This is a genomic window from Streptomyces sp. NBC_00576 (genome assembly GCF_036345175.1).
GTDB lineage: Bacteria > Actinomycetota > Actinomycetes > Streptomycetales > Streptomycetaceae > Streptomyces.
Window position 1 is genome coordinate 10,441,526 of record NZ_CP107780.1, and the last position, 18,534, is coordinate 10,460,059.

General features: G+C 70.1%; 13 protein-coding genes. 5 read left to right on the forward strand and 8 right to left on the reverse strand.

All coding sequences use genetic code 11. From position 1 onward, the window contains the following. Positions 1-68 precede the first annotated feature (68 nt). Together OG734_RS45550 and OG734_RS45555 are read left to right on the forward strand one after the other, a co-directional pair. Positions 69-1,853 (forward strand): N-acetylglutaminylglutamine amidotransferase, encoded by a 1,785-nt coding sequence (locus OG734_RS45550; protein WP_330293252.1) that lies wholly within the window; start codon positions 69-71, stop codon positions 1,851-1,853. Further along, complete coding sequence (locus OG734_RS45555; protein WP_330293253.1) at positions 1,826-4,063, forward strand: S9 family peptidase; 2,238 nt, start codon at positions 1,826-1,828, stop codon at positions 4,061-4,063. Before OG734_RS45550 ends, OG734_RS45555 begins: the two co-directional genes overlap by 28 nt. A 79-nt stretch (positions 4,064-4,142) precedes the next feature. On the opposite strand, the gene OG734_RS45560 is transcribed toward OG734_RS45555, so the two are convergent. Continuing rightward, positions 4,143-6,905: an exo-rhamnogalacturonan lyase family protein gene (locus tag OG734_RS45560; protein ID WP_330293254.1), complete on the reverse strand. Its 2,763-nt coding sequence runs from the start codon at positions 6,903-6,905 to the stop codon at positions 4,143-4,145. Then, positions 6,898-7,629, reverse strand: a complete 732-nt coding sequence (locus OG734_RS45565; protein ID WP_330293255.1) for a DUF6250 domain-containing protein — start codon at positions 7,627-7,629, stop codon at positions 6,898-6,900. Before OG734_RS45565 ends, OG734_RS45560 begins: the two co-directional genes overlap by 8 nt. A gap of 251 nt (positions 7,630-7,880) precedes the next feature. Between OG734_RS45565 and OG734_RS45570 the strand changes: the two genes are divergently transcribed. Then, positions 7,881-9,527 (forward strand): rhamnogalacturonan lyase B N-terminal domain-containing protein, encoded by a 1,647-nt coding sequence (locus OG734_RS45570; protein WP_330293256.1) that lies wholly within the window; start codon positions 7,881-7,883, stop codon positions 9,525-9,527. On the opposite strand, the gene OG734_RS45575 is transcribed toward OG734_RS45570, so the two are convergent. From OG734_RS45575 to OG734_RS45585, 3 genes are read right to left on the reverse strand one after another with little or no spacing between them, the layout of a single operon-like run. Next, on the reverse strand, positions 9,497-10,048 hold the full coding sequence (locus tag OG734_RS45575) for an AAA family ATPase (RefSeq protein WP_330293257.1): 552 nt from the start codon (positions 10,046-10,048) through the stop codon (positions 9,497-9,499). The genes OG734_RS45570 and OG734_RS45575 overlap by 31 nt on opposite strands. A 38-nt stretch (positions 10,049-10,086) precedes the next feature. Further along, positions 10,087-10,473, reverse strand: a complete 387-nt coding sequence (locus tag OG734_RS45580; protein ID WP_330294026.1) for a MerR family transcriptional regulator — start codon at positions 10,471-10,473, stop codon at positions 10,087-10,089. A gap of 51 nt (positions 10,474-10,524) precedes the next feature. Continuing rightward, positions 10,525-11,559, reverse strand: coding sequence for an MDR family NADP-dependent oxidoreductase (locus tag OG734_RS45585; RefSeq protein WP_330293258.1), 1,035 nt, complete (start codon positions 11,557-11,559; stop codon positions 10,525-10,527). 158 nt (positions 11,560-11,717) lie between these two features. Between OG734_RS45585 and OG734_RS48240 the strand changes: the two genes are divergently transcribed. Next, positions 11,718-11,801, forward strand: coding sequence for a putative leader peptide (locus tag OG734_RS48240; RefSeq protein ID WP_443065132.1), 84 nt, complete (start codon positions 11,718-11,720; stop codon positions 11,799-11,801). Positions 11,802-12,135: 334 nt separating this feature from the next. Here the strand turns inward: OG734_RS48240 and OG734_RS45590 are convergent, their stop codons facing one another. Beyond that, on the reverse strand, positions 12,136-13,482 hold the full coding sequence (locus tag OG734_RS45590; protein WP_330293259.1) for a jacalin-like lectin: 1,347 nt from the start codon (positions 13,480-13,482) through the stop codon (positions 12,136-12,138). 359 nt (positions 13,483-13,841) lie between these two features. Here OG734_RS45590 and OG734_RS45595 point away from each other — a divergent pair, with 359 nt between their 5' ends. After that, positions 13,842-14,897, forward strand: a complete 1,056-nt coding sequence (locus OG734_RS45595) for a LacI family DNA-binding transcriptional regulator (protein WP_330293260.1) — start codon at positions 13,842-13,844, stop codon at positions 14,895-14,897. 61 nt (positions 14,898-14,958) lie between these two features. On the opposite strand, the gene OG734_RS45600 is transcribed toward OG734_RS45595, so the two are convergent. After that, entirely contained in the window at positions 14,959-16,719 is a 1,761-nt protein-coding gene (locus OG734_RS45600; RefSeq protein ID WP_330293261.1) for a cellulase family glycosylhydrolase, read from the reverse strand. 112 nt (positions 16,720-16,831) lie between these two features. Beyond that, positions 16,832-18,346 carry a glycoside hydrolase family 43 protein gene (locus tag OG734_RS45605; RefSeq protein ID WP_330293262.1) on the reverse strand — a complete coding sequence of 505 codons (1,515 nt, stop codon included), beginning with the start codon at positions 18,344-18,346 and terminating at the stop codon, positions 16,832-16,834. Between the last annotated feature and the right edge of the window lie 188 nt (positions 18,347-18,534).

Sequence of the window (18,534 nt, forward strand, 5' to 3'; positions counted from 1 at the left end):
CGAAAACGCGCCCCGGCCCTTGCGTCGCGTCGCGCGGCCGCCGGTGTACGGAAGGGAGGCGGTAAGTCATGTGCGGTCTGAGCGGGGAGATCCGCTTCGACGGCCGGCGACCCGACCTCGCCGCCGTCGAGCGTATGAGCGACAGGCTGGCCGCCCGCGGCCCCGACGGACAGGGCATCCGGACGCGGGGCGCGGTCGCACTGGGGCATCGCCGCCTGAAGATCATCGATCTGTCGGAACACGGAGCACAGCCGATGACCGACGTCCGGGGACAGCTCACCGGCGTCTTCAACGGCTGCGTGTACAACTACCAGGAGCTGCGCGAAGAGCTCCGAGAGCTGGGTCACCGCTTCGAGTCGACGTCCGACACCGAGGTGGTGCTGAAGGGCTACCAGCAGTGGGGAACCGCCTGCGTCGAACACTTCTACGGCATGTTCGCCTTCGCCATCGTGGAGCACCGCACCGGCCGGCTGGTCCTGGGCCGTGACCGGCTCGGGATCAAGCCCCTGTATCTGGCACGGACGCCGGGGCGGCTGCGGTTCGCCTCCTCGCTGCCGGCCCTTCTCGCCGCCGGGGACGTGGACACCTCCCTCGATCCGGTGGCCCTTCACCAGTACCTGAGCTGGCACGCCACGGTGGCGGCGCCGCGCACCGTCCTCAACGGCGTCCGCAAGCTGCCACCGGCCACCGTGCGAGTCGTGGAGCCGGACGGCACCCAGAGCGACCACTGCTACTGGCAGCCGTCCTACACACGGCGGCCCGAGTACGCCGACATGGCCCCGGACGAATGGCGCGACGCGGTGCTGGAGGCGCTGCGCACCGCCGTACGCCGTCGGACGGTCTCCGACGTGCCGGTCGGCGTCCTGCTCTCCGGCGGACTGGACTCCAGCCTGGTCGTCGCGTTGCTGGCCGACGAGGGTCAGCATGACCTGAGGACGTTCAGCGTGGGATTCGAGGCCGAGGGCGGAGAGGAGGGGGACGAGTTCCGGTACTCGGATCTGGTGGCCCGGGAGTTCAACACCGACCACCGTCGGCTGATGATTCCCTCCGGCCGTGTTTCGGCGGCCCTGGACGGGGCCGTCGCGGCGATGAGCGAGCCGATGACCAGCCATGACGCGGTCGCCTTCTACCTGTTGTCCGAGCAGGTGGCGAAGGAGGTGAAGGTCGTACAGAGCGGGCAGGGCGCGGACGAGGTGTTCGCCGGCTACCACTGGTACCCGGAGCTGGCGGAGGTCGCCCGTGAGGAGGAGCCGGAAAGGTACGCCGAGACGTACTTCGACCGGCCGCACGCCGACCTCGCCCGGATCCTGCAGCCCCACCTGCTGCCCCATGACGATGTCTCAGCCCGTTTCGTCAGGGAACACATGGCCGTGCCGGGCGCGGAGACGGCCCTGGACGCGGCCCTTCGGCTGGACACCCACGTCATGCTGGTCGACGATCCCGTCAAGCGCGTCGACAACATGACCATGGCCTGGGGCCTGGAGGCACGGGTGCCGTTCCTCGACCACGAACTGGTGGAACTGGCGGCGGCCTGCCCGCCGGAGCTCAAACTGGCCGACGGTGGCAAGGGCGTACTGAAGGAGGCGGGCCGAAAGCTCCTGCCCCGGGAGATCGTCGACCGGCCCAAGGGCTACTTCCCGGTCCCGGCCGTCAAGCACATGGCGGGCCCCGTCCTGGACCGGGTGCGCGAGGCGCTCGAAGCACCCGAGGCGAAGAAACGCGGCGTCTTCCAGACGTCGTACGTGGCCGACCTCCTGGCGGCACCCGACGAGCACCGGACCAAGCGCGGAGCCAACGCCCTGTGGCAGGTGGCTCTCCTGGAGATATGGCTGCAGACGCACGGAATCAAGTGACCGACGAGCCGGGAACGCGGGCCGTGCCCACAGCGGCGGCCGCCCGGCCGTCAGCTGTGGCCCGCCCCGAGGCACCCGGCCTCGCCTCACCGGCTCCGGAACCGCCGGACGCGCGGTCGGCGGACACACACGAGCCTGCCGCCCCCGCGCCCGTCCCGGTGCCGTTGCCCGAGGCGGGAGGCCCGCGGGACGCCGTGACCCGGCTCCACGCACACGGCTGCTGGTACCCCTCCGCCAATGCCGACGGCACCGAGGCGGCCTTCATCTGCGACCGGGGAGGTGTCCCGCAGTTGTGGGCCGGGCCGGTGGACGGTGACGAGGTGCGGCTGCTCGACTCCTCCCCGGATCCCGTCAAGGAGGTGTCCTGGTCGCCGGACGGCCGCTGGATCGCGTACACCACCGCGCCGGGCGGCGGCGAGCTCACCCGGGTGCTGTGTGTGCGGCCCGACGGCACCGGCCGCCGCCTCCTGGCCGGAGCGGACCCGGGCAGTTCCGCCTACCTGGGGTGCTGGACGCACGACGGGTCGACCGTCGCCGTCACCGTCGCCGCACCGACCGCCCCCGCCTACCTGGAGCGCACGGGATCCACCTCGGCGGACGCCGATCCCGCCGGTGCCCCGCTCCCACCCGACCGGGCTGACCGGGACGGCCGTGGGACGCTATTGGGCGGCGCCCGGTACCACACCGGGCAGCGGACGGCACCGCTGCCGGTCGACCTCAGGGCACCGCAGGCGCCGGCGGTCCGGTCCGGCGGCGGTCTGTCGGCCTACCTGATCGATCCCGACGGCCAGGCATCCCCGGCGCTCCTCGCCACGGAGACGCATGCCGCCACGCTGCGGGTGTGCGACCTCAGCCGCGACGGAACACTCGCGTTGCTGCGCCGGGGACCGCGTGGACGGCGCGAGGCGGTCGTACGGCGCACGGTCGACTCGGCGACGACCTGCACGGTGCCGGTAGCCGACGGGGACCCGTGGATCGGCCGGTTCTCCCCGGACGGGCTGACCCTCTGGCTGCGCAGCGACGCCGACCGGGAGTACGCGGCGCTGCTCGCGGTCACTCTCGACGCCGACGGCGAGCCGCGCGAGAGGTCGGTCGTGGCACAGCGCGAGGACCAGGAACTGGAACTCCTGGCGATGGCCCACGACGGCCGCACAGCCGTGCTGGTGTGGAACGCACAGGGCGCCGGAGAACTCGAACTCGTCGAGACCTTCCCGGCGCGACACGCCCCGGACGACACGGGGCCGGCGAGACCCGTCTCGCTGCCGCACGAGGTCGTCACGCGTGTGGTGGCTGCCGGACCGAGGCGCATGCTGCTCGCGCTGTCCGGTTCGCGACGCCGCCCGGGTGTGTGGTGGGCCCATGAAGGCGTGTCCCTGCTGCGCACCCGGTGGTCCTCCCGTGACGAGGACGCCGTACCGCCGGGCCGCCCACCTGTGACTCCGGTTCCCCAGCGCCTCACCGCACGGGACGGGCTGCCCCTGAGCGGCTGGTACTACAGGGCGCCGGGACGCGCCCCGGGCGAGCCGGCGCCCTGCGTGATCCATCTGCACGGCGGCCCGGAAGAGCAGGAACGCCCCGTTTTCAACCCGCTTTACCACGAACTGCTCGGCCGCGGGCTGGACGTCTTCGCCCCCGACGTCCGCGGTTCCTCGGGGCACGGCAGGTCCTTCGTCGACGCCGACCTGGGCACCGGCCGCTTCGCCGCCCTGGACGACGTCGCGGACTGCACGGCCCACGCGGTGACGGCGGGCCCCGCCGACCCGACCCGCCTGGCGGTCATGGGCCGCTCGTACGGCGGCTATCTGACGTTCGCCTCCCTCGTGTGGCATCCGGACCTCTTCCGCACCGGGGTCGCCGTCTGCGGCATGTCCGACCTCCTGACCTTCTTCGCCGGTACGGAGCCATGGCTCGCGGAGTCGGCGGCGCACAAGTACGGCCATCCCGAGCACGACCGCGCACTGCTGCGCGCACTCTCCCCGATGAGCCGCGTCGACGCACTGCGTGTCCCGCTGCTCGCCGTCCACGGCGAACACGACACCAACGTGCCGCCGGGGGAGTCCGAGCAGTTCGTCAGGGCCGCCAGGGAACGTGGCATCCCCGCCGAACTGCTCGCCCTGCGCGACGAGGGCCACGCCTTTCTCCGCGCGGACAACCGGCGACTGTTCCGCCGGGCCGCCGCGGACTGGCTGCAACGGCACCTCGGCAGCTGACCGGGCGGGCACGGCATGCCGGTTGTTCCGGCCGCTTCATGGCGTGAGCTTCTCCTGATGACCGGCGCGGGCCCCGGGCTCAGTTCAGTGCCTCACCGACCAGAGCGAGGTTCTCGATGGCCGCGATCCCGTACAGCGCTGTGGAGTTGGTGCTGATCCAGGGGGCGTCGCTCCCGGCGTTGAGCACGGTGGGGCCGTTGATCTTCGTCGTCGCCCAGGAGGTGCTCGCGTCCGGGTAGCCGTCGCCCGCACTGAACTTGGTCCAGGCCCGGGCGGCGAGCGCGGCCTCGCCGGTCAGGCTCGCCGCGTACGCGTCCAGGCGGGAGTGGCCCTGGACCAGGCTCACCTTGAAACTCGCGCCGTAGCGGGCCTTCTGCTCGGCGGAGGTGGCGTTGAAGTAGCGGCAGTAGTCCAGCCAGGCGGCCCTGAAGCCAGGGATGTCGCTCTCGTCGAGGGCGTCGATCAGCTCGGTGGCCAGTTCGGGCAGGCCGAAGCTCGCGGAGAGGTGGGAGACGGCAATGACCGGCGTGGTCTGGATGGCGAAGGCGCCCGTGTCGAGGTCGTACAGGCCGCTGCCCTGCACGAAGCCGTTGGGCTGGGCGGCGATGGTCGAGGCGCTGGCCAGCAGTTTCTTCCTCGCCGTCTGCCACTTGGGGCCGCGCCGCTCCCACTCGGTCCACCAGGCCCAGCCGAGGCCGCTCCAGTCGGTGCCGAAGCCGATGGACAGGGCGTGCCGGTCCCCGGGCGTGTAGCCGTCGGCGCGGACCTTGCGGTTGGGATCGAGGGCCAGGAAGGTCTTGTCCGCGTCGACCTGCGCGTGCATCAGGTCGCCGGTGCGCTCGTCCGCGGTGAGGTAGTAGAAGAGGCGGCGGTAGACGGGCGTCGAGATACGGACCTGCTTGGCGCTGTCGCCGAAGTGCTGCACTCCGTGCCGGGTGCCCAGGCCGGCCCATTTCCCGAGGTGGTAGACGTCGACCTCGCCGGTGTGGCGGGTCATGGCCTCGGCGAAGCGGTAGATGTCGGCGCGTCCGGAGCGCAGGTAGGCCAGCCAGAGCCACAGGTCGGTGGAGAGCTCGGAGTTGTCCCAGGCGTAGCCGCCGACGTCGTAGCACCAGGTGTGGCGGGCCGGGTCGTAGGTGTGCTGGACGTCGCCGTAGTCCAGGAAGCCGTACCAGCGGCGCTGTTCGCGCTGGTCCTGGTAGTAGGTGAAGAGCAGGTCGAGGCGGTCCTCGACGGTCTTCCTCGAGGTGGTCGAGCGGTCCACGGGGGACCAGAGGCCGGCGAAGACGCCCGCCTTGTGCAGGGTCTCGGGGGCGGCGACGAGCTGCGGCGGGGTGGTCAGCGCGTCCTTCTGCGCGACCAGGGTGCCGGCGGTTGGGGTGGCGGCGTTGGCCCACAGGTAGAGCTCGGAGGTGCGGGCGATGCCGTACGGGGTGCCGAACCCGGGTTCGTAGTCCTCGTAGGTGATGTTGAGCCCGGCGGTCTGCTCGTCGTAGGTGTCCTGGCCGAGGCCGTCGTGGTAGAAGCGCAGGTCGAGCGGCTGGGCCTCGGGCGACCAGAGCCAGAGGGTGACGGTCGCCTCGTCGGAGGCGGCGCCGCGGATGTCGAGCTGGGCGGGGTGCTTCTGCCAGAAGTCCCGCAGTCCGAAGGAGAGCCCGCCGCTGACCCCGCCGACGTAGCCGAATCCGGGGGCCCGGGTGCCGCCGGTGGTGTGGATCCAGCCGTGGCCGGCCTTGGTGCGCTTGCGGACGGTGAAGCCGTCCGCAGACAGCTGGGCGAGGGAGTAGTCGCCCCAGGCCGGGACGTACTGGAGGGCGGAGGAGACTCGGGTGTCCCAGGTGGAGATGTCCGGCAGCCTCTCGCCCTTCACCTGCGCGGTACGCACGGCCGCGCCCGGGTCGCGGCGCAGACCGGTGACGCCCTGGACGGCCTCGGTGAGGAAGCCGTCGTCGGCGCCTGCGAGGCGGACGTGACGGTTGTAGAGCTCGTCTGACAGGGGGACACGGATACGCAGGCCCAGGCCCTTGATGAAGTCGCCGCCTGCCTTGCCGGCCTCTTGCGTGCCGTCGTACGTGATGGTGTGGACGACGCGGATCGCCTCGGACCCCGCGTACAGGTAGAGGCGGATGACGAAGGGCAGCCAGGAGCGGCCGCCGCGCTCGTGCTCGCCCTCGATACGGATGACGGCGCGCACCGGTCCCGCCTGCTCGACGGTGACGGAGCCGACGCGGCCGGTGAAGCGTTCCCATCGGGTGCTGGAACCGCTGCCGTCGTGGTCGTCGTCGATCTCCGGCTGGCGCAGTACGACCAGTTCGGCCTTGCTCGCGATCCTGGTGTTGCCGCGTCTGATGCTTCGTACGACGTCATGTGCGCCGGCCTTGGCGATGCTGACCTGGATGACGCCGGTGTCGACGTCGATCGTGCCGCCCTTGGTGTCCACGGTGAGCGCGGTGTCCGCCTTCGCGGGTGTGCCCGGGGCCAGGGTGTAGCCGGCGTCGTTCTCCGCGGTGCCGCCGACCGCGTGGGCGGTCCATTTCAGGGTGCCGTCGGGCCAGTAGGCGGTGGGCCAGGACTGGACGGGGACGGAGGTGCCGTTGCCGGCGGTGAGGGCGAAGGCCTGGTCGGCGGGGAGCGAGCCCTGGGGCCAGGCCACGCCGAAGGTGGTGCCGGGAGCCTCGGCCGGGGCGCCGCCCTCCAGCCAGGTGAGCTTCACGGGGTCGGCGGTGGTGGCGTCGGCCGGCGCTGCCGCGGCAGGGTCGGCGGCGAGCGCCCAGGAGAGCTGGGTCGCCGCAACGGCTGCCGCTGCCGCCTTGAGGGCGTCTCTTCGCGATATCTCAGCCACGGTGACCGTCCTGGAGCCGCCAGACGCGGAAGTCGGTGATGTGGAAGTGACTCCAGGTGGTCCGGAAGGCGAACCAGCCGCTGGTGTACGGGTCCTCGTCGGTGTAGTCGAAGACGAGCTCGCCGTTGTCCCAGTACTGGATGTGCTTGCCGTCGGACACCAGCCGGATGCGGTTGGGCTCGTTCGCGGTGAGCAGCGGCGAGGTGTAGTCGTAGATCAGCGGCCGGGAGCCCGCCACGCCGACGTAACGGCGAAGGCGGGTGGTGGTGTTGGAGTTCGCGCCGAGGCCCGCGTAGTACGTGGTGAGCTGGTCGTAGTCGGCGAGGGCGCCGCTGCGGGCCGTGGCGAACAGGTTCCCCGGGGATCGTGGATCCCGGGCGTTCCAGAAGGAGTTCAGGTCGCTGACCCGGTCGTTGACACCGCCCGCCGAGACCGGGGTGGCCGTGAAGTCGATCTCGTACCGGCCGGAGAACGGCCGCTTGAACCACACCGAGGCCCCGGCGGGCACGTCGACGTCGAGGACGCCGTGCTTCGCCGTGACGCTACCGCCCTTCTCCAGCTCGGCCGACCACTGGCCGGTGCCGTGCCGGAAGTCGTCGCGGGCCAGCAACTGGCGGTGCTGGTGCGGGCCTTGACGGTTCGGTGCGGCGGCGGCGCCGGTGGACAGTGCGGTGCTGACCGCGGCGGCGAGGCTCACCACAACGGTGGCCCAGGTGTAGCGCATCGGAAGATCCCTTTCTATGGACGGCCAGAAGCGTACGGAAACCAACCCTTCCGATCGCCGAATGCCATAGAAGTGAAAAGAAACGTTCATGATCAAGCGGATTCGCTGCCGAATCCCACATGGTGGGACCCAGTGTGACCTGCTGTTACATCTTCATGATCACTGGCCGTCGATCTTCGTGCGCTGCCGATCGGGCGGGCAGGCTTGGGGGCGCCCTCCCCAACCCCCCTCGCACCACAGGAGTTGTCCGCATGCCGTTCGACAGCCCGCTCTCCCGCCGAACCGTCCTCGCCTCGGCGGCCGGACTCGCCCTGGCCCTCGCCACTCCTGTGACCGCATCGGCCGCGAGCTTCGGCTACACCGACGACGGGACCAACTACGTCGTCGACACCGGCGCCGGTCTGGTCTTCAAGGTCAACCACAGCAACGGCGACCTCTCGTCCTTCGACTACAACGGCACCCAGTACCAGGGCTACGACGGCAAGAACTCCCACATCGAGAGCGGGCTCGGCGCCTCGACGGTCACCATCTCCACGCCCGCCACCGGAGTCGTCCTCATCAAGGTCGTCCACGGCACCCTGATCCACTACTACGCGGCGCGCAGCGGCGAGAACAACATCTACCTCTTCACCTACAAGCCGGACACCACCGTCACCGCCAGCCGCTACATCGCGCGCCTCAAGCCAGGCATCTTCCCCACCACCTACCCGGACACCTGGTCCAACTCCGACACCGTCATCGAGTCCGCCGACGTCTTCGCCAAGACCGACGGCACCACCAGGTCCAAGCACTTCGCCAACCTGCGGACCATCGACTACGACTACTTCGGCTTCAGCTCCTCCGCCGCCTCGATCTGGGTCGTACGCTCCACCAAGGAGAAGGACTCCGGCGGCCCCTTCGTCCGCCAACTCCTGCGCCACGGCAACGAGTCCGGCGCCGGGCTCTACGAGCACCTCTACTACGCCGAGGGCCAGACAGAAGCCGAACGCTTCGGTCTGCACGGCCCGTACGTCCTCGCCTTCACCGACGGGTCCGCGCCGACCGCCGCCGTGTCCGGGCGCGACAACACCGCCTGGGTGGACACCCTCGGCCTCACCGGCTGGACCGGCGCGGGCGGTCGCGGGCGCGTCGTCGGCAACGGGCTCGCGGGGCGCGACACTTCGTACCCCTACGTCGTGGGGGTGGCCAACTCCCAGGCCCAGTACTGGGGGAAGGTGGACGGGGCCACCGGCAAGTACACGGTCAAGGGCGTCCTTCCCGGCACCTACACCCTCACCGTCTACAAGGGTGAACTCGCCGTGCACACCCAGGACGTCACGGTCACCGCGGGCGCCGCCACCACCCTGCACACGATCACGATCACCGGCGACCCCACCGCGGCCCCGGCCGTCTGGCGCATAGGCGACTGGAACGGCACCCCGGCCGGCTTCAAGAACGCCTCCCTCGTCACCTACGCCCACCCCTCCGACTCCCGCGCCGCCGCCTGGACCGCCGGCACCTACGTCATCGGCAGCTCGGCAACCTCGGCCTGGCCCGCCTACCAGTTCAAGGAGATCAACCAGGGCCTACTGGTCTCCTTCACCCTCACCGCCGCCCAGGCCGCCGCCGACCGTACCCTGCGCATCGGCATCACCACCGCCAAGGCGGGCGGCCGCCCCCAGACCACCGTCAACAACACCTGGACCTCCGCGATCCCGGCCGCCGCCACCGAGCCCTCCACCCGCACCCTGACCGTCGGCAGCTACCGCGGCAACAACCACACATACGAATACGTCATCCCCGCCGCCCAGTTGCTGACCGGCACCAACACCCTGCGCATCGACGCCGCCAGCGGCTCGGCTGGCGGCGGGGGCTACCTCAGCCCCAGCTACGGCTTCGACGCCCTCGACCTGCTCTGAGGGCGCAACTGGTGGTTGTCCGACGGGGCAAGGCGGCCGAGCAGTGAGGCGAGCGACTCCTCCGGCTTCTGTCCGGCCGTGTCGACGACGATGCGCTCTCGGTCCCACGGCTCGTAGGGGCGTTCCAGAACCTGTTGCCAGTCGGGCAACGGCAGGTCGGGGATGTCGACTGCTCGGGAGGTCACGCGCTGTCGGTGTTCCAGGGGATCCGAGCAGATCACCTCCACCTCGACGACGGGGACGGCTGCCCCGGCCCCCGCGCCCCGCCAACTGTCGCGGGTGATGGCCAGGGGATTCACCGACTCGGCGACCACGGTCAGTCCCTGACGGAGATGCTCCTCGGCCAAGGCGTATCCGACGACGTAGCCGGCCGGCCCGACGGGGTGCCGCGCCAGGCCGGAACGGACGATCGCCTGCTCGATGGTGTCGACCCGCAGATGGACCCCGCCGATCCGTGCGGCCAGGAGTCGCGCGAGTGTGGTCTTGCCGGTGCCGGGCAGCCCGCCGATGACGATGAGCATTCCGTGATCCTGCCGGTTCCGCTGCCGAAGACGGGTCGTCATAGCTGTCCGTACGTGCGCTGTGCCAGGCCGGTGCGCAGACGGGTCAGACGGTCGATCTCGGCGTCGAGGGCCGCGATCCTGCGGTCGACGACCCCGGCACCGGGGCCGCCGGCGCCGGGGACATCGGAATCGGGGCGCCCGCACCGGCGTTGCGGATTCTCGACCAGCAGGCCGATCCGGTCGGCGAAACTGCGCAGATCCTCGACGGTGAGCCCGAGCGTCAACAGCTCACGGATGACACGGACGCGGGCCACCTCGCCCGGTCCGTAATCGCGTTGCCCGGTGGCGGTGCGCCGCGGTGGTGGCAGCAGGCCGCGCTCCTCGTAGAACCGCAGTGCCCGCGGGGTGGTCCCCGCCGCTGCCGCCGCATCCCCGATCCGCATCATCGCCTCCGCACCTCAGCCTCCGTCGCCGTGACCGGGCGCGACGACGCGTCACGCCGGCGGCAACTCCACGACGACGGTTCCGAAGTGCCGCCCCTCGAACAGTTCCTGCAACGCGCGCGGCGCCTGATCCATGCCCGGGATCCGTACCTGCGGGAAAGTGATCTCGCCGGAGCGCAGCCAGTCACCGAAGCGCCTGGTCCACTCCGCCGCCACCTCGGGATGGTCCTGGCCGCTGTAGCCGTACAGCGAGACGCCCTGGTTGACGAACCGGAAGGTGTCGATCTCCGCGGGGGCGCTGCCACCGTCCCGGTGCGGCGACAACTGTCCGGCCAGCGCGCCGACCAGGGCGAAGCGGGCCCCTCGGCGTGCGGCGCGCACAGCCGCGGCCAGTTGTTCACCACCAACGGTGTCCAGCAGGACGTCGATGCCGTCCGGCGCCGCAGCGGCCAACTGCTCGTCGATTGTTCGGGATCCCGGCACCACGACCGCGTCATAGCCCAGTTCGGCTCGCAGCCGGCCGGCCTTGTCCGGCGACCGGCTGCTCCCGATGACCCTCGCGGCGCCCAGCAGACGTGCGACGGGGCCCGCCAGCGTCCCCACTGCTCCCGCCGCGCCCGTGACGAACACGGTGTCGCCGGAGCGGACTTCGGCGAGCCGGGTCAGTGCGCCGTAGGCGGCCGAACCGGACGACAGATGCGCCACCGGATCGGGCAGGACATCGCCCAGCGGAGTGCAGTCGGCCACCGCCACCACCGCGTGCTCGCGCCACCCGAGCTGATGCGTGACCGCGTCCCCCGGCCGCAACGGACTGCCGGGAGCGGCGGCGACGACCTCACCGACAGCGGGACCGAACAGGGAGTCGCCGACATGGATGGGGGGCAGCGGTACGCCGTCGGCCTGACCGCCGATCAGCGTGCGCAGCCCGGGGAACACGAGGAAGTACCGGTTCCGGACGACGACCTGTCCCGGACCGGGGACGGGCACCGGCTTCCGAGCGATCGTGAAGTGCTCCGGCCCGGGCAGCCCGCCGGGGTTCTCGGCCAACAGGATCTCGCGGGTCGTGAAGGGCGGGAATGTGGCCATGTCGGGGCTCCTGAACGGGTTCGTGGGTGAGCGCGGGCTGCGACGGCCGTTCCGGTCCGGCCGTCGGCGCGCAGACGCTAACCCCTGACGCACGCGTCAAGGGCAAGTGACGCGAACGCTCCGCCGACACCATCCACCCCACGTGGTTGCATCCCGCCATGCCGTTGGCAGAGCCTCTGACCCGCCGCCGCGCCGTGGATCTCGTCCGCGTTGCCGCCGCGCTGTGTCGGACGGCCGGCTGATCGCGCGATTCCTGACGGGTCTGTCAACCGCCTTTCCGCGCAAGCCAGTTGGGTAGGCAGTCGACCGCACTGATGGATGCCCGAGCACTCGCACCGCGGTCGCCGCCTCGCTCGCACGGCCCGAACCGGAGCCGCCGGTCCCGCCGAGGTCTGCGCTGAGCCGGGGCGAGGGCAACGCAGGCTCACCGTCACCGCCGAACTCGCCCGCCGCGTTCCGCTCTCACCCACCTGACGGCGAAACGCATCGATGCCAGGTGGGCCGGATTCGCAGGCGGAACTGCACAAGCGGCGACGGCCCTGAGGCCGCCGCCGCGTGTCCGGTGCAGAGGGAGGTTCAGCGCTTCGTGTAGATGAGGCCGAGCTTGTCGATCTCGTCGGCGGCGCGGCCGTGGAACCCGGCGAGCTGCCATCCCGACGGCGCGGTGCGTGTCACGCAGTCGGACGTGGTGGATCCGCCGGCCAGGGTGCGACCGAGGTTCGTGGAGAACTTGGCGTAGAAGATCCGGGTGTGGCCGTCCTTGTCCCCCTGGCACAGTTGGGCGGAGGTGACGTACTCCCCGCTGCCCAGGGTCAGGGACGAGGCGGTGCCGCCGGTGCCGCCGTGGGTGAGGACCTTGCCGTTGTCGAGGGTCAGACCGACGCTGTCGACGCGGGAGCCGCTGCGCAGCGAGAGGCTGACAGGGCGGGCGCCCGCCGGTACGGCGTCGATGTCGTTGTAGTAGTCGCCGTGCGGTCCGCCGTACTGGTCGCTGAGCTGGAAGTCCGCGTTGCGCGACCAGGAGAAGCCGACCGCGACCGGGTCGTGGTCGGAGAGCATGAGGCCGGCGTCGGTGAGGAACTTGGCGTGCTCGTTGTTGTAGGACGTGGCGTCGAGCGACACGAGTTTGCTGCCGCGGTAGAGGATCTTGTCGACGACCTCGCAGGTGTTGGGGACGGTGGTCCCGGTCTGGTCGCAGACCAGGGCGTCGCTGCCCTTGGCGGGCGGGGTGCCGCCGCGGATGAGCTTCACCCAGGCGTCCGTGAGGCCGTTGGCGGCGGCGAACTCGGCGATGGTGTCGCCGGAGCGGGTGTAGCGGGTGTTGGTGTCGCCCATCACCACGACGGCGTTGCCGGCGGAGTGGGCATTGATGAAGGACGTCAGCTGGTTGAGGTTGTCGGCGCGTGAGGCCAGGTCGCCGTCGTTGGTGCCGGCGTTGGTGTGCAGGTTGTAGAAGTCGACGTAGACGCCTTCCGCCAGCCGCTCACGCATGAAGGTGAAGCCCTTGGGCGTCAGGCAGTCACCGGAGTCGTACTGGCAGGAGTTCCAGCGCACCCGCTCGAAGTCGTCGGTGTCGTAGGGGAGTTTGGACAGGGTGTTGAGCCCGCTGCCGATAGCGGCTCCGCCGCTCGTGGGGGTGCGGTAGGCGTGCGCGGTGTCGCCGGCGTAGAGGTAGGAGTGGTAGTTGAAGTCCTCCTCGACGTGCACGATGTCGTACGGCGCGATGCGCTGGCCGATCGTCGTGGTACTGGACTCGCGCGGCGTGGACGCGCTGGAGAGGATCTCCGGCAGGCCCGCGACGTTGTAGGTGAGGGTGCTGAAGGACCCGGAGGCCGGGTCCGCGGCAGCGGCGGGGGACGCGGTGGTGACGAACCCACCGCAGGTGATGGCCGCGGCCGTGAGGCAGGTGAGAAGACGGCGCATGAAGCGGAACTCCTGTGAAGTGGAGGGGGGCAGCGGGAACTTACCGCTGGTAACCCGCTTCTGTCGCCGGCTCGGTCAGGGGAGATCGAAACTTGACCGAGTGGTCTAGGCCAGAGGCTTCTGGCTGCCTTTGGCCGTACGGCATCTGACTCATCCGCGCGCGAAAGTATCGCTGTTGACCGGACTGCCGAATGCGCGTTGCGGGAAGAGTCTTCAGTCTGTCAATTGACTGGTCGGAGTGGGTCCAGGGAGCGCTGGCCGACGTCCTGTGAGGGTGCGAAAGTCGGTTGTATGCTTTCGTGACCCGCGGAGGCGGTGAAGCGCCGCTTCATTTGGCCAGGGGATGGGGGCCGACCACCGTGCCGGACAGCCGATCAGACAGACCTTCCACGGACGCGACCGAAGAGCGGAGCACGAGGGGTGAAGGACCGGCAGCGGTCACCATCGCGTACATCGCCGAGTCCGCCGGCGTCTCGGTGCCCACGGTGTCGAAGGTGCTCAACGGCCGGTCGGGTGTGTCGGACGAGACGCGGGCCCGCGTCGAGGAACTGATCCAGCGGTACGGCTACCGCAAGCCGCCGAAGAACCGCAGCAAACTCGTGGAGCTGGTCTTCCGCGAGCTGGAGAACATGTGGGCCGTGGAGATCATCCGCGGTGTCGAACGGGTGGCCCGGAGGAACAAGGTCAGTGTCCTGGTGTCGGAGTTCGGTCTCCAGGACACGCCGGCCAGGAACATCGACGACACCGTGGGGCGGCGCCCGCAGTGCGTCCTGTCGGTGGCACAGCTGTCGGAGAAGGAGCGGGCCCAGCTGACGGCGAAGGGCATCCCGTTCGTCGTCTTCGACCCCAATGAGGAGCTCCCCGACGACGTGCCGTTCGTGGGCGCCACCAACTGGAGGGGCGGCCACGCCGCGACCCGGCACCTGGTCGGACTGGGGCACCGGCGTATCGCCATGATCAGCGGGCCTGATCATCCTTTCTGTCTCGCGCGGATGGCCGGCTACACCTCCGCACTCACAGAGGCCGGGATACCGGTCGACCCGGACCTGGTGGTCAAGACCCTCCTCACCCGAGAGGACGGCTGCACGGCGGCACGCGACCTGCTCTCCCGGCCCGAGCGTCCCACCGCCGTCTTCACTGCCAACGACATGCAGGCCATGGGCGTCTACCGGGCCGCGCGCGAGCTCGGGCTGAGTATCCCGCAGGACCTGAGCGTGGTGGGCTTCGACGACGTACCGGCCGTGGCCTGGGTGGATCCGCCCCTGACCACGGTCCACCAGCCCTTGGCGGAGATGGCGGTGGCCGCTACCGAAATGGCACTGGCACTGGGCCGCGGCGAGGACGTGCCCCAGATGGGAGTGGAGATCGCCACCACCCTCACCATCCGCGAGAGCACGGCCCCGCCGAAGAGCTGAGCGGAGCGGGGGAGAACCCGGGTGCCGGACCGGGCACCCGGGCCAAGGGACCGACCGTCCGTCAGCCGACGGTGCCGGTCACCGTGCTTCCGGACTTCGTGACGCGGTACGTCACGGTGGCTCCGCTCCAGAAGTGGAAGACGAGCGTCGCCTGCGCGTTGTCCCGCAGAGAGTTGACGAACTTCGAGGTGAGCAGGAGAGCGTTGCCCGGGTAGTCGGGGGAGAAGGCTTCGTTGAACTCCTGGTAGGGAGTCCAGTCCGTCGGGCCGGCGTTGCTGCCGTCGGCGTACGTGGCCTCCATGGTCGCCAGCTGGTCACCGCGGAACTGGGTGGGGACGGTGACACCGCTGGTGTTGCCGGTCGCGTTCGAGAGTGCCGGCCTGTCGTAGGTGGTCACGTAGATCTTCCAGGGCAGGCCCCGGTTGAACCGGGCCTCGATGGTCGCGTTGACCCCGTAGGCACGGTTGCCGGCCAGCCGGGTGAGGGCGGTGGCCGTGAGCGTGAGCTGGTTGCCGGAGACGGTGTAGTCCCGGCCCGCGGCGAGCATGGTGTTGCCCTGCCAGAGCCCCAGGAAGGTACCGCCGTTCGGGTTCAGGGTGAGCGTCTTGGCGGTGATCGCGCTCGACTTCGCCAGGAAGATCCGGTCCGAGGAGGCGGTCCCCGAGCGAGTCGTCCAGCTCGACTTGATCTGGTTGACGATGGCGGGGTCGCGCCACTGCAGCGTCGTGCGGTTCAGGAAGTTGAAGGCGTCCCACAGGGCCGTGGTCACGCCGGCCGCGCGGGCTTCGTAGCCGAACTGCTCGAAGTACTTGAGCCCCTCGCCCGGTTCGACACGGGGCGGGTGGTTGTAGTCGGGGTACGACAGCAGGCCGTACTCGCCCAGGTAGACGGGGATCCCCTTGGAGGTGAGGGTGTTGCGGATCCGGGTGAAGGTGTCCGTCATGTCCTTCTGTGCGGTGGCGTCGAACTGCGTGCCGCCGGCGATGTTCACGCTGAACGGGTACCAGCCGTAGAAGTGCACGGTGGCCACGAGATTGGGGTCGTTCAGCGACTTCATCTCGCTGACCAGGACGTCCAGGAAGTCCTGGCCGGCATTGGTGTGGAGGGTGGGCAGCATGAGCAGCCGGGTCGCGTTGTTGCCGCCGGACTGGCGTACCAGGGTGTGGAAGGCGGTGTTGAGTTCGTTGTTGTACTGGTTGCCCTGGGCGTCGGTGGTGTTGTTGAACTGGGGCTCGTTGTTGCTCTCGAAGAGCAACGCCTGCGGGGAGTCACGGAACTTGGCGGCGATCTGGGTCCAGGTGGCCTTGAAGCGGGCCAGAACGTTGTCGTGGTCGGTGGGCATGGTGGCGATCCACTGCCATGAGTCGTGATGGACGTTGAGCACGACGTAGAGACCGTCGGCCAGCGCCCAGTCGACCACCTGCTTGACGCGGTTCATCCAAGTCGCGTCGATCGTGTAGGGGGCGGTGGCGGACTGGTGGCCGCTCCAGGTGACGGGGATCCGGACGCTGCGGAAGCCCTGGGCCTTGATGGTGTCGAAGAGGGCCTTGGTGGTCAGCGGGTTGCCCCACGAGGTCTCGTCGGGGATGGCGTCGAGGGTGTTGCCCAGATTCCAGCTGGGCTGCATCGCGGCCACCGTGTCCACCGGGGCGGCGGCGAGCCTGGGCAGCGGGAGCCGTATCAGGGACGCGTCCTGGTGGCTCGGTAGGGCGAACGCGGTGGTGCTGGTCAGCCCGATCGCGGCGACCAGCGCCAGAACGAGGCCGAACAGACGGCCGGGGCCGCGACTGCGGCGCCGGGTGGGGTGTTGCGTTCCCTTCATCTTCGATCCTTCTCTGTTGGCCGAGCGGGGGTTCCGCCCGTGGGGGGATGGTGAGAGCGGACAGTCATGGGGGGCAGGGCAGGTCGTCCTCGGACGGTGACGTGACTGTGGTTCAGGAGGCGGACTGCTCGTAGTCGAACCAGTCGAAGTGGACGGTGCCCGACGCGGCGTACATGCCGAAGACCCGGCCGGTGAAGCCGCCGGCCACCTCGGTCGACAGATATCGGCCGTCGAGCGTGGCGAGTTCGGTGAACGCGCCGTCAGGTTCCTCGATGCCGAGCGCGAGGACGTCGGGACCGGTGAGGGCGTCCCGGAGAGGGATGCCCAAGACGCGGACGCCGAGGACCACGGGCCCGGCGGGCACGGACCGGGACTCCACGACGCTGCGCAGCGGACCGATACGGCTGAGGACGCGTACCTCTCCTTCGGACGCCTCGATCTCGTAGTGGTGCTCCTCGTCCAGGCGCACGGCAAGGCCGCCGCGTCCTTCCGCCGGGTCGATCCGGGTGCGCACCTCGCACGTCAGGTGTTGCTGGCGGCGGCCGACGAACACGATGTCCGGCTCGTCCAGGGAGCCGCCCCGGGCGCGCAGCGTCAGCCAGCCGGACCGCTCCTTGGTGGTGCAGTGTTCTGCCGGACGGTCGCGCACGGAGATCCACTGGGGCCGCAGTTCGCCGAGGTCGAAGTCGTCCCGAACCGCCTCGACGGGGCCGGGGACGAGCGGCCAGGCGGGGGCGGGCAGTTCGGGTGTCACCTCGCCGACGACGGGCCACCCGTCCACCCACTCGACCGGCGTCAGGAAGGTCTCGCGGCCCAGTACGTGCCAGCCCGGGCTTCCACCACCCGGCCGGACTCCCAGGCACACCATCCACCACGAGCCGTCGGGCCGCTGGACCAGGTCCGCGTGGCCGGTGTTCTGGACGGGACGGTCGGTGCCGCGGTGCGTGAGGATCGGGTTGTCCGGGCACGGCTCGAACGGCCCCGTGGGCGTACGGCCGCGGGCGATCGAGACGCCGTGGCAGCGCTCGGTGCCGCCCTCGGCGATGAGCAGGTACCAGTAGTCGCCGATCCGGTACAGGTGCGGTGCTTCCGGGGTCTTGGCGTCGGCGCCGGCGGACCACAGTTTGTGCGGCGGTCCGAACGTCTCCCCGGTGTACGGGTCGATGCGGACCTGCGAGATCCCGGCGACCGTGCACCAGCAGGTGCCGTCCTCGTCCCAGGCGAGGTCCGGGTCGATGCTCGGGACCTCCGGCAGGTGGATCGGGTCGGACCAGGGTCCGGCGGGGTCGGTGGCGGTGAACAGGATGTTGCCGACGCCCTCGGTCACGTTGGTGACGATCAGCCAGAAGCGGCCGTCGTGGTGACGCAGGGTGGGAGCGTAGATGCCGCCGGACGACCGTGTGCCGGTGGTGGTCAGGCGGAGCTGGGTCGGCCGGTCGAGGGCATTGCCGATCTGCGTCCAGTGCAGCAGGTCGCGGCTGTGGAACACGGGGATGCCGGGGAAGTACTCGAAGCTGGAGCAGACGATGTAGTAGTCGTCGCCCACGCGGCAGATGCTGGGGTCGGGATGGAAGCCGGGAATGACGGGGTTGGGGAAGGTGGCGTCCGCCTGTTGATTGTCTGACACTCGCTCAAGTCCTTTCGGGGGTGCGGTTGTCGCGGTCCGGTGGCGGGGACCTCCCCATTGATCGTCGAAGCGCTTCACCTGGCGGCGAACGTTAATGACATGTTTCTCACGAAACAAGAGGCGTGAAAGCCAAGAAACTTACTTTCCCTTGCATCATTGACAGCCTGCGACGGCGATGGCAGCGTCGA

Coding starts and splice junctions, on each gene's coding strand:
- OG734_RS45550 (WP_330293252.1), top strand. CDS start 69: ATGTGCGGTCTGAGCGGGGAGATCCGCTTCGACGGCCGGCGACCCGAC.
- OG734_RS45555 (WP_330293253.1), top strand. CDS start 1,826: ATGGCTGCAGACGCACGGAATCAAGTGACCGACGAGCCGGGAACGCGG.
- OG734_RS45565 (WP_330293255.1), bottom strand. CDS start 7,629: ATGCGCTACACCTGGGCCACCGTTGTGGTGAGCCTCGCCGCCGCGGTC.
- OG734_RS45570 (WP_330293256.1), top strand. CDS start 7,881: ATGCCGTTCGACAGCCCGCTCTCCCGCCGAACCGTCCTCGCCTCGGCG.
- OG734_RS45575 (WP_330293257.1), bottom strand. CDS start 10,048: ATGCTCATCGTCATCGGCGGGCTGCCCGGCACCGGCAAGACCACACTC.
- OG734_RS45580 (WP_330294026.1), bottom strand. CDS start 10,473: ATGCGGATCGGGGATGCGGCGGCAGCGGCGGGGACCACCCCGCGGGCA.
- OG734_RS45585 (WP_330293258.1), bottom strand. CDS start 11,559: ATGGCCACATTCCCGCCCTTCACGACCCGCGAGATCCTGTTGGCCGAG.
- OG734_RS48240 (WP_443065132.1), top strand. CDS start 11,718: ATGCCGTTGGCAGAGCCTCTGACCCGCCGCCGCGCCGTGGATCTCGTC.
- OG734_RS45590 (WP_330293259.1), bottom strand. CDS start 13,482: ATGCGCCGTCTTCTCACCTGCCTCACGGCCGCGGCCATCACCTGCGGT.
- OG734_RS45600 (WP_330293261.1), bottom strand. CDS start 16,719: ATGAAGGGAACGCAACACCCCACCCGGCGCCGCAGTCGCGGCCCCGGC.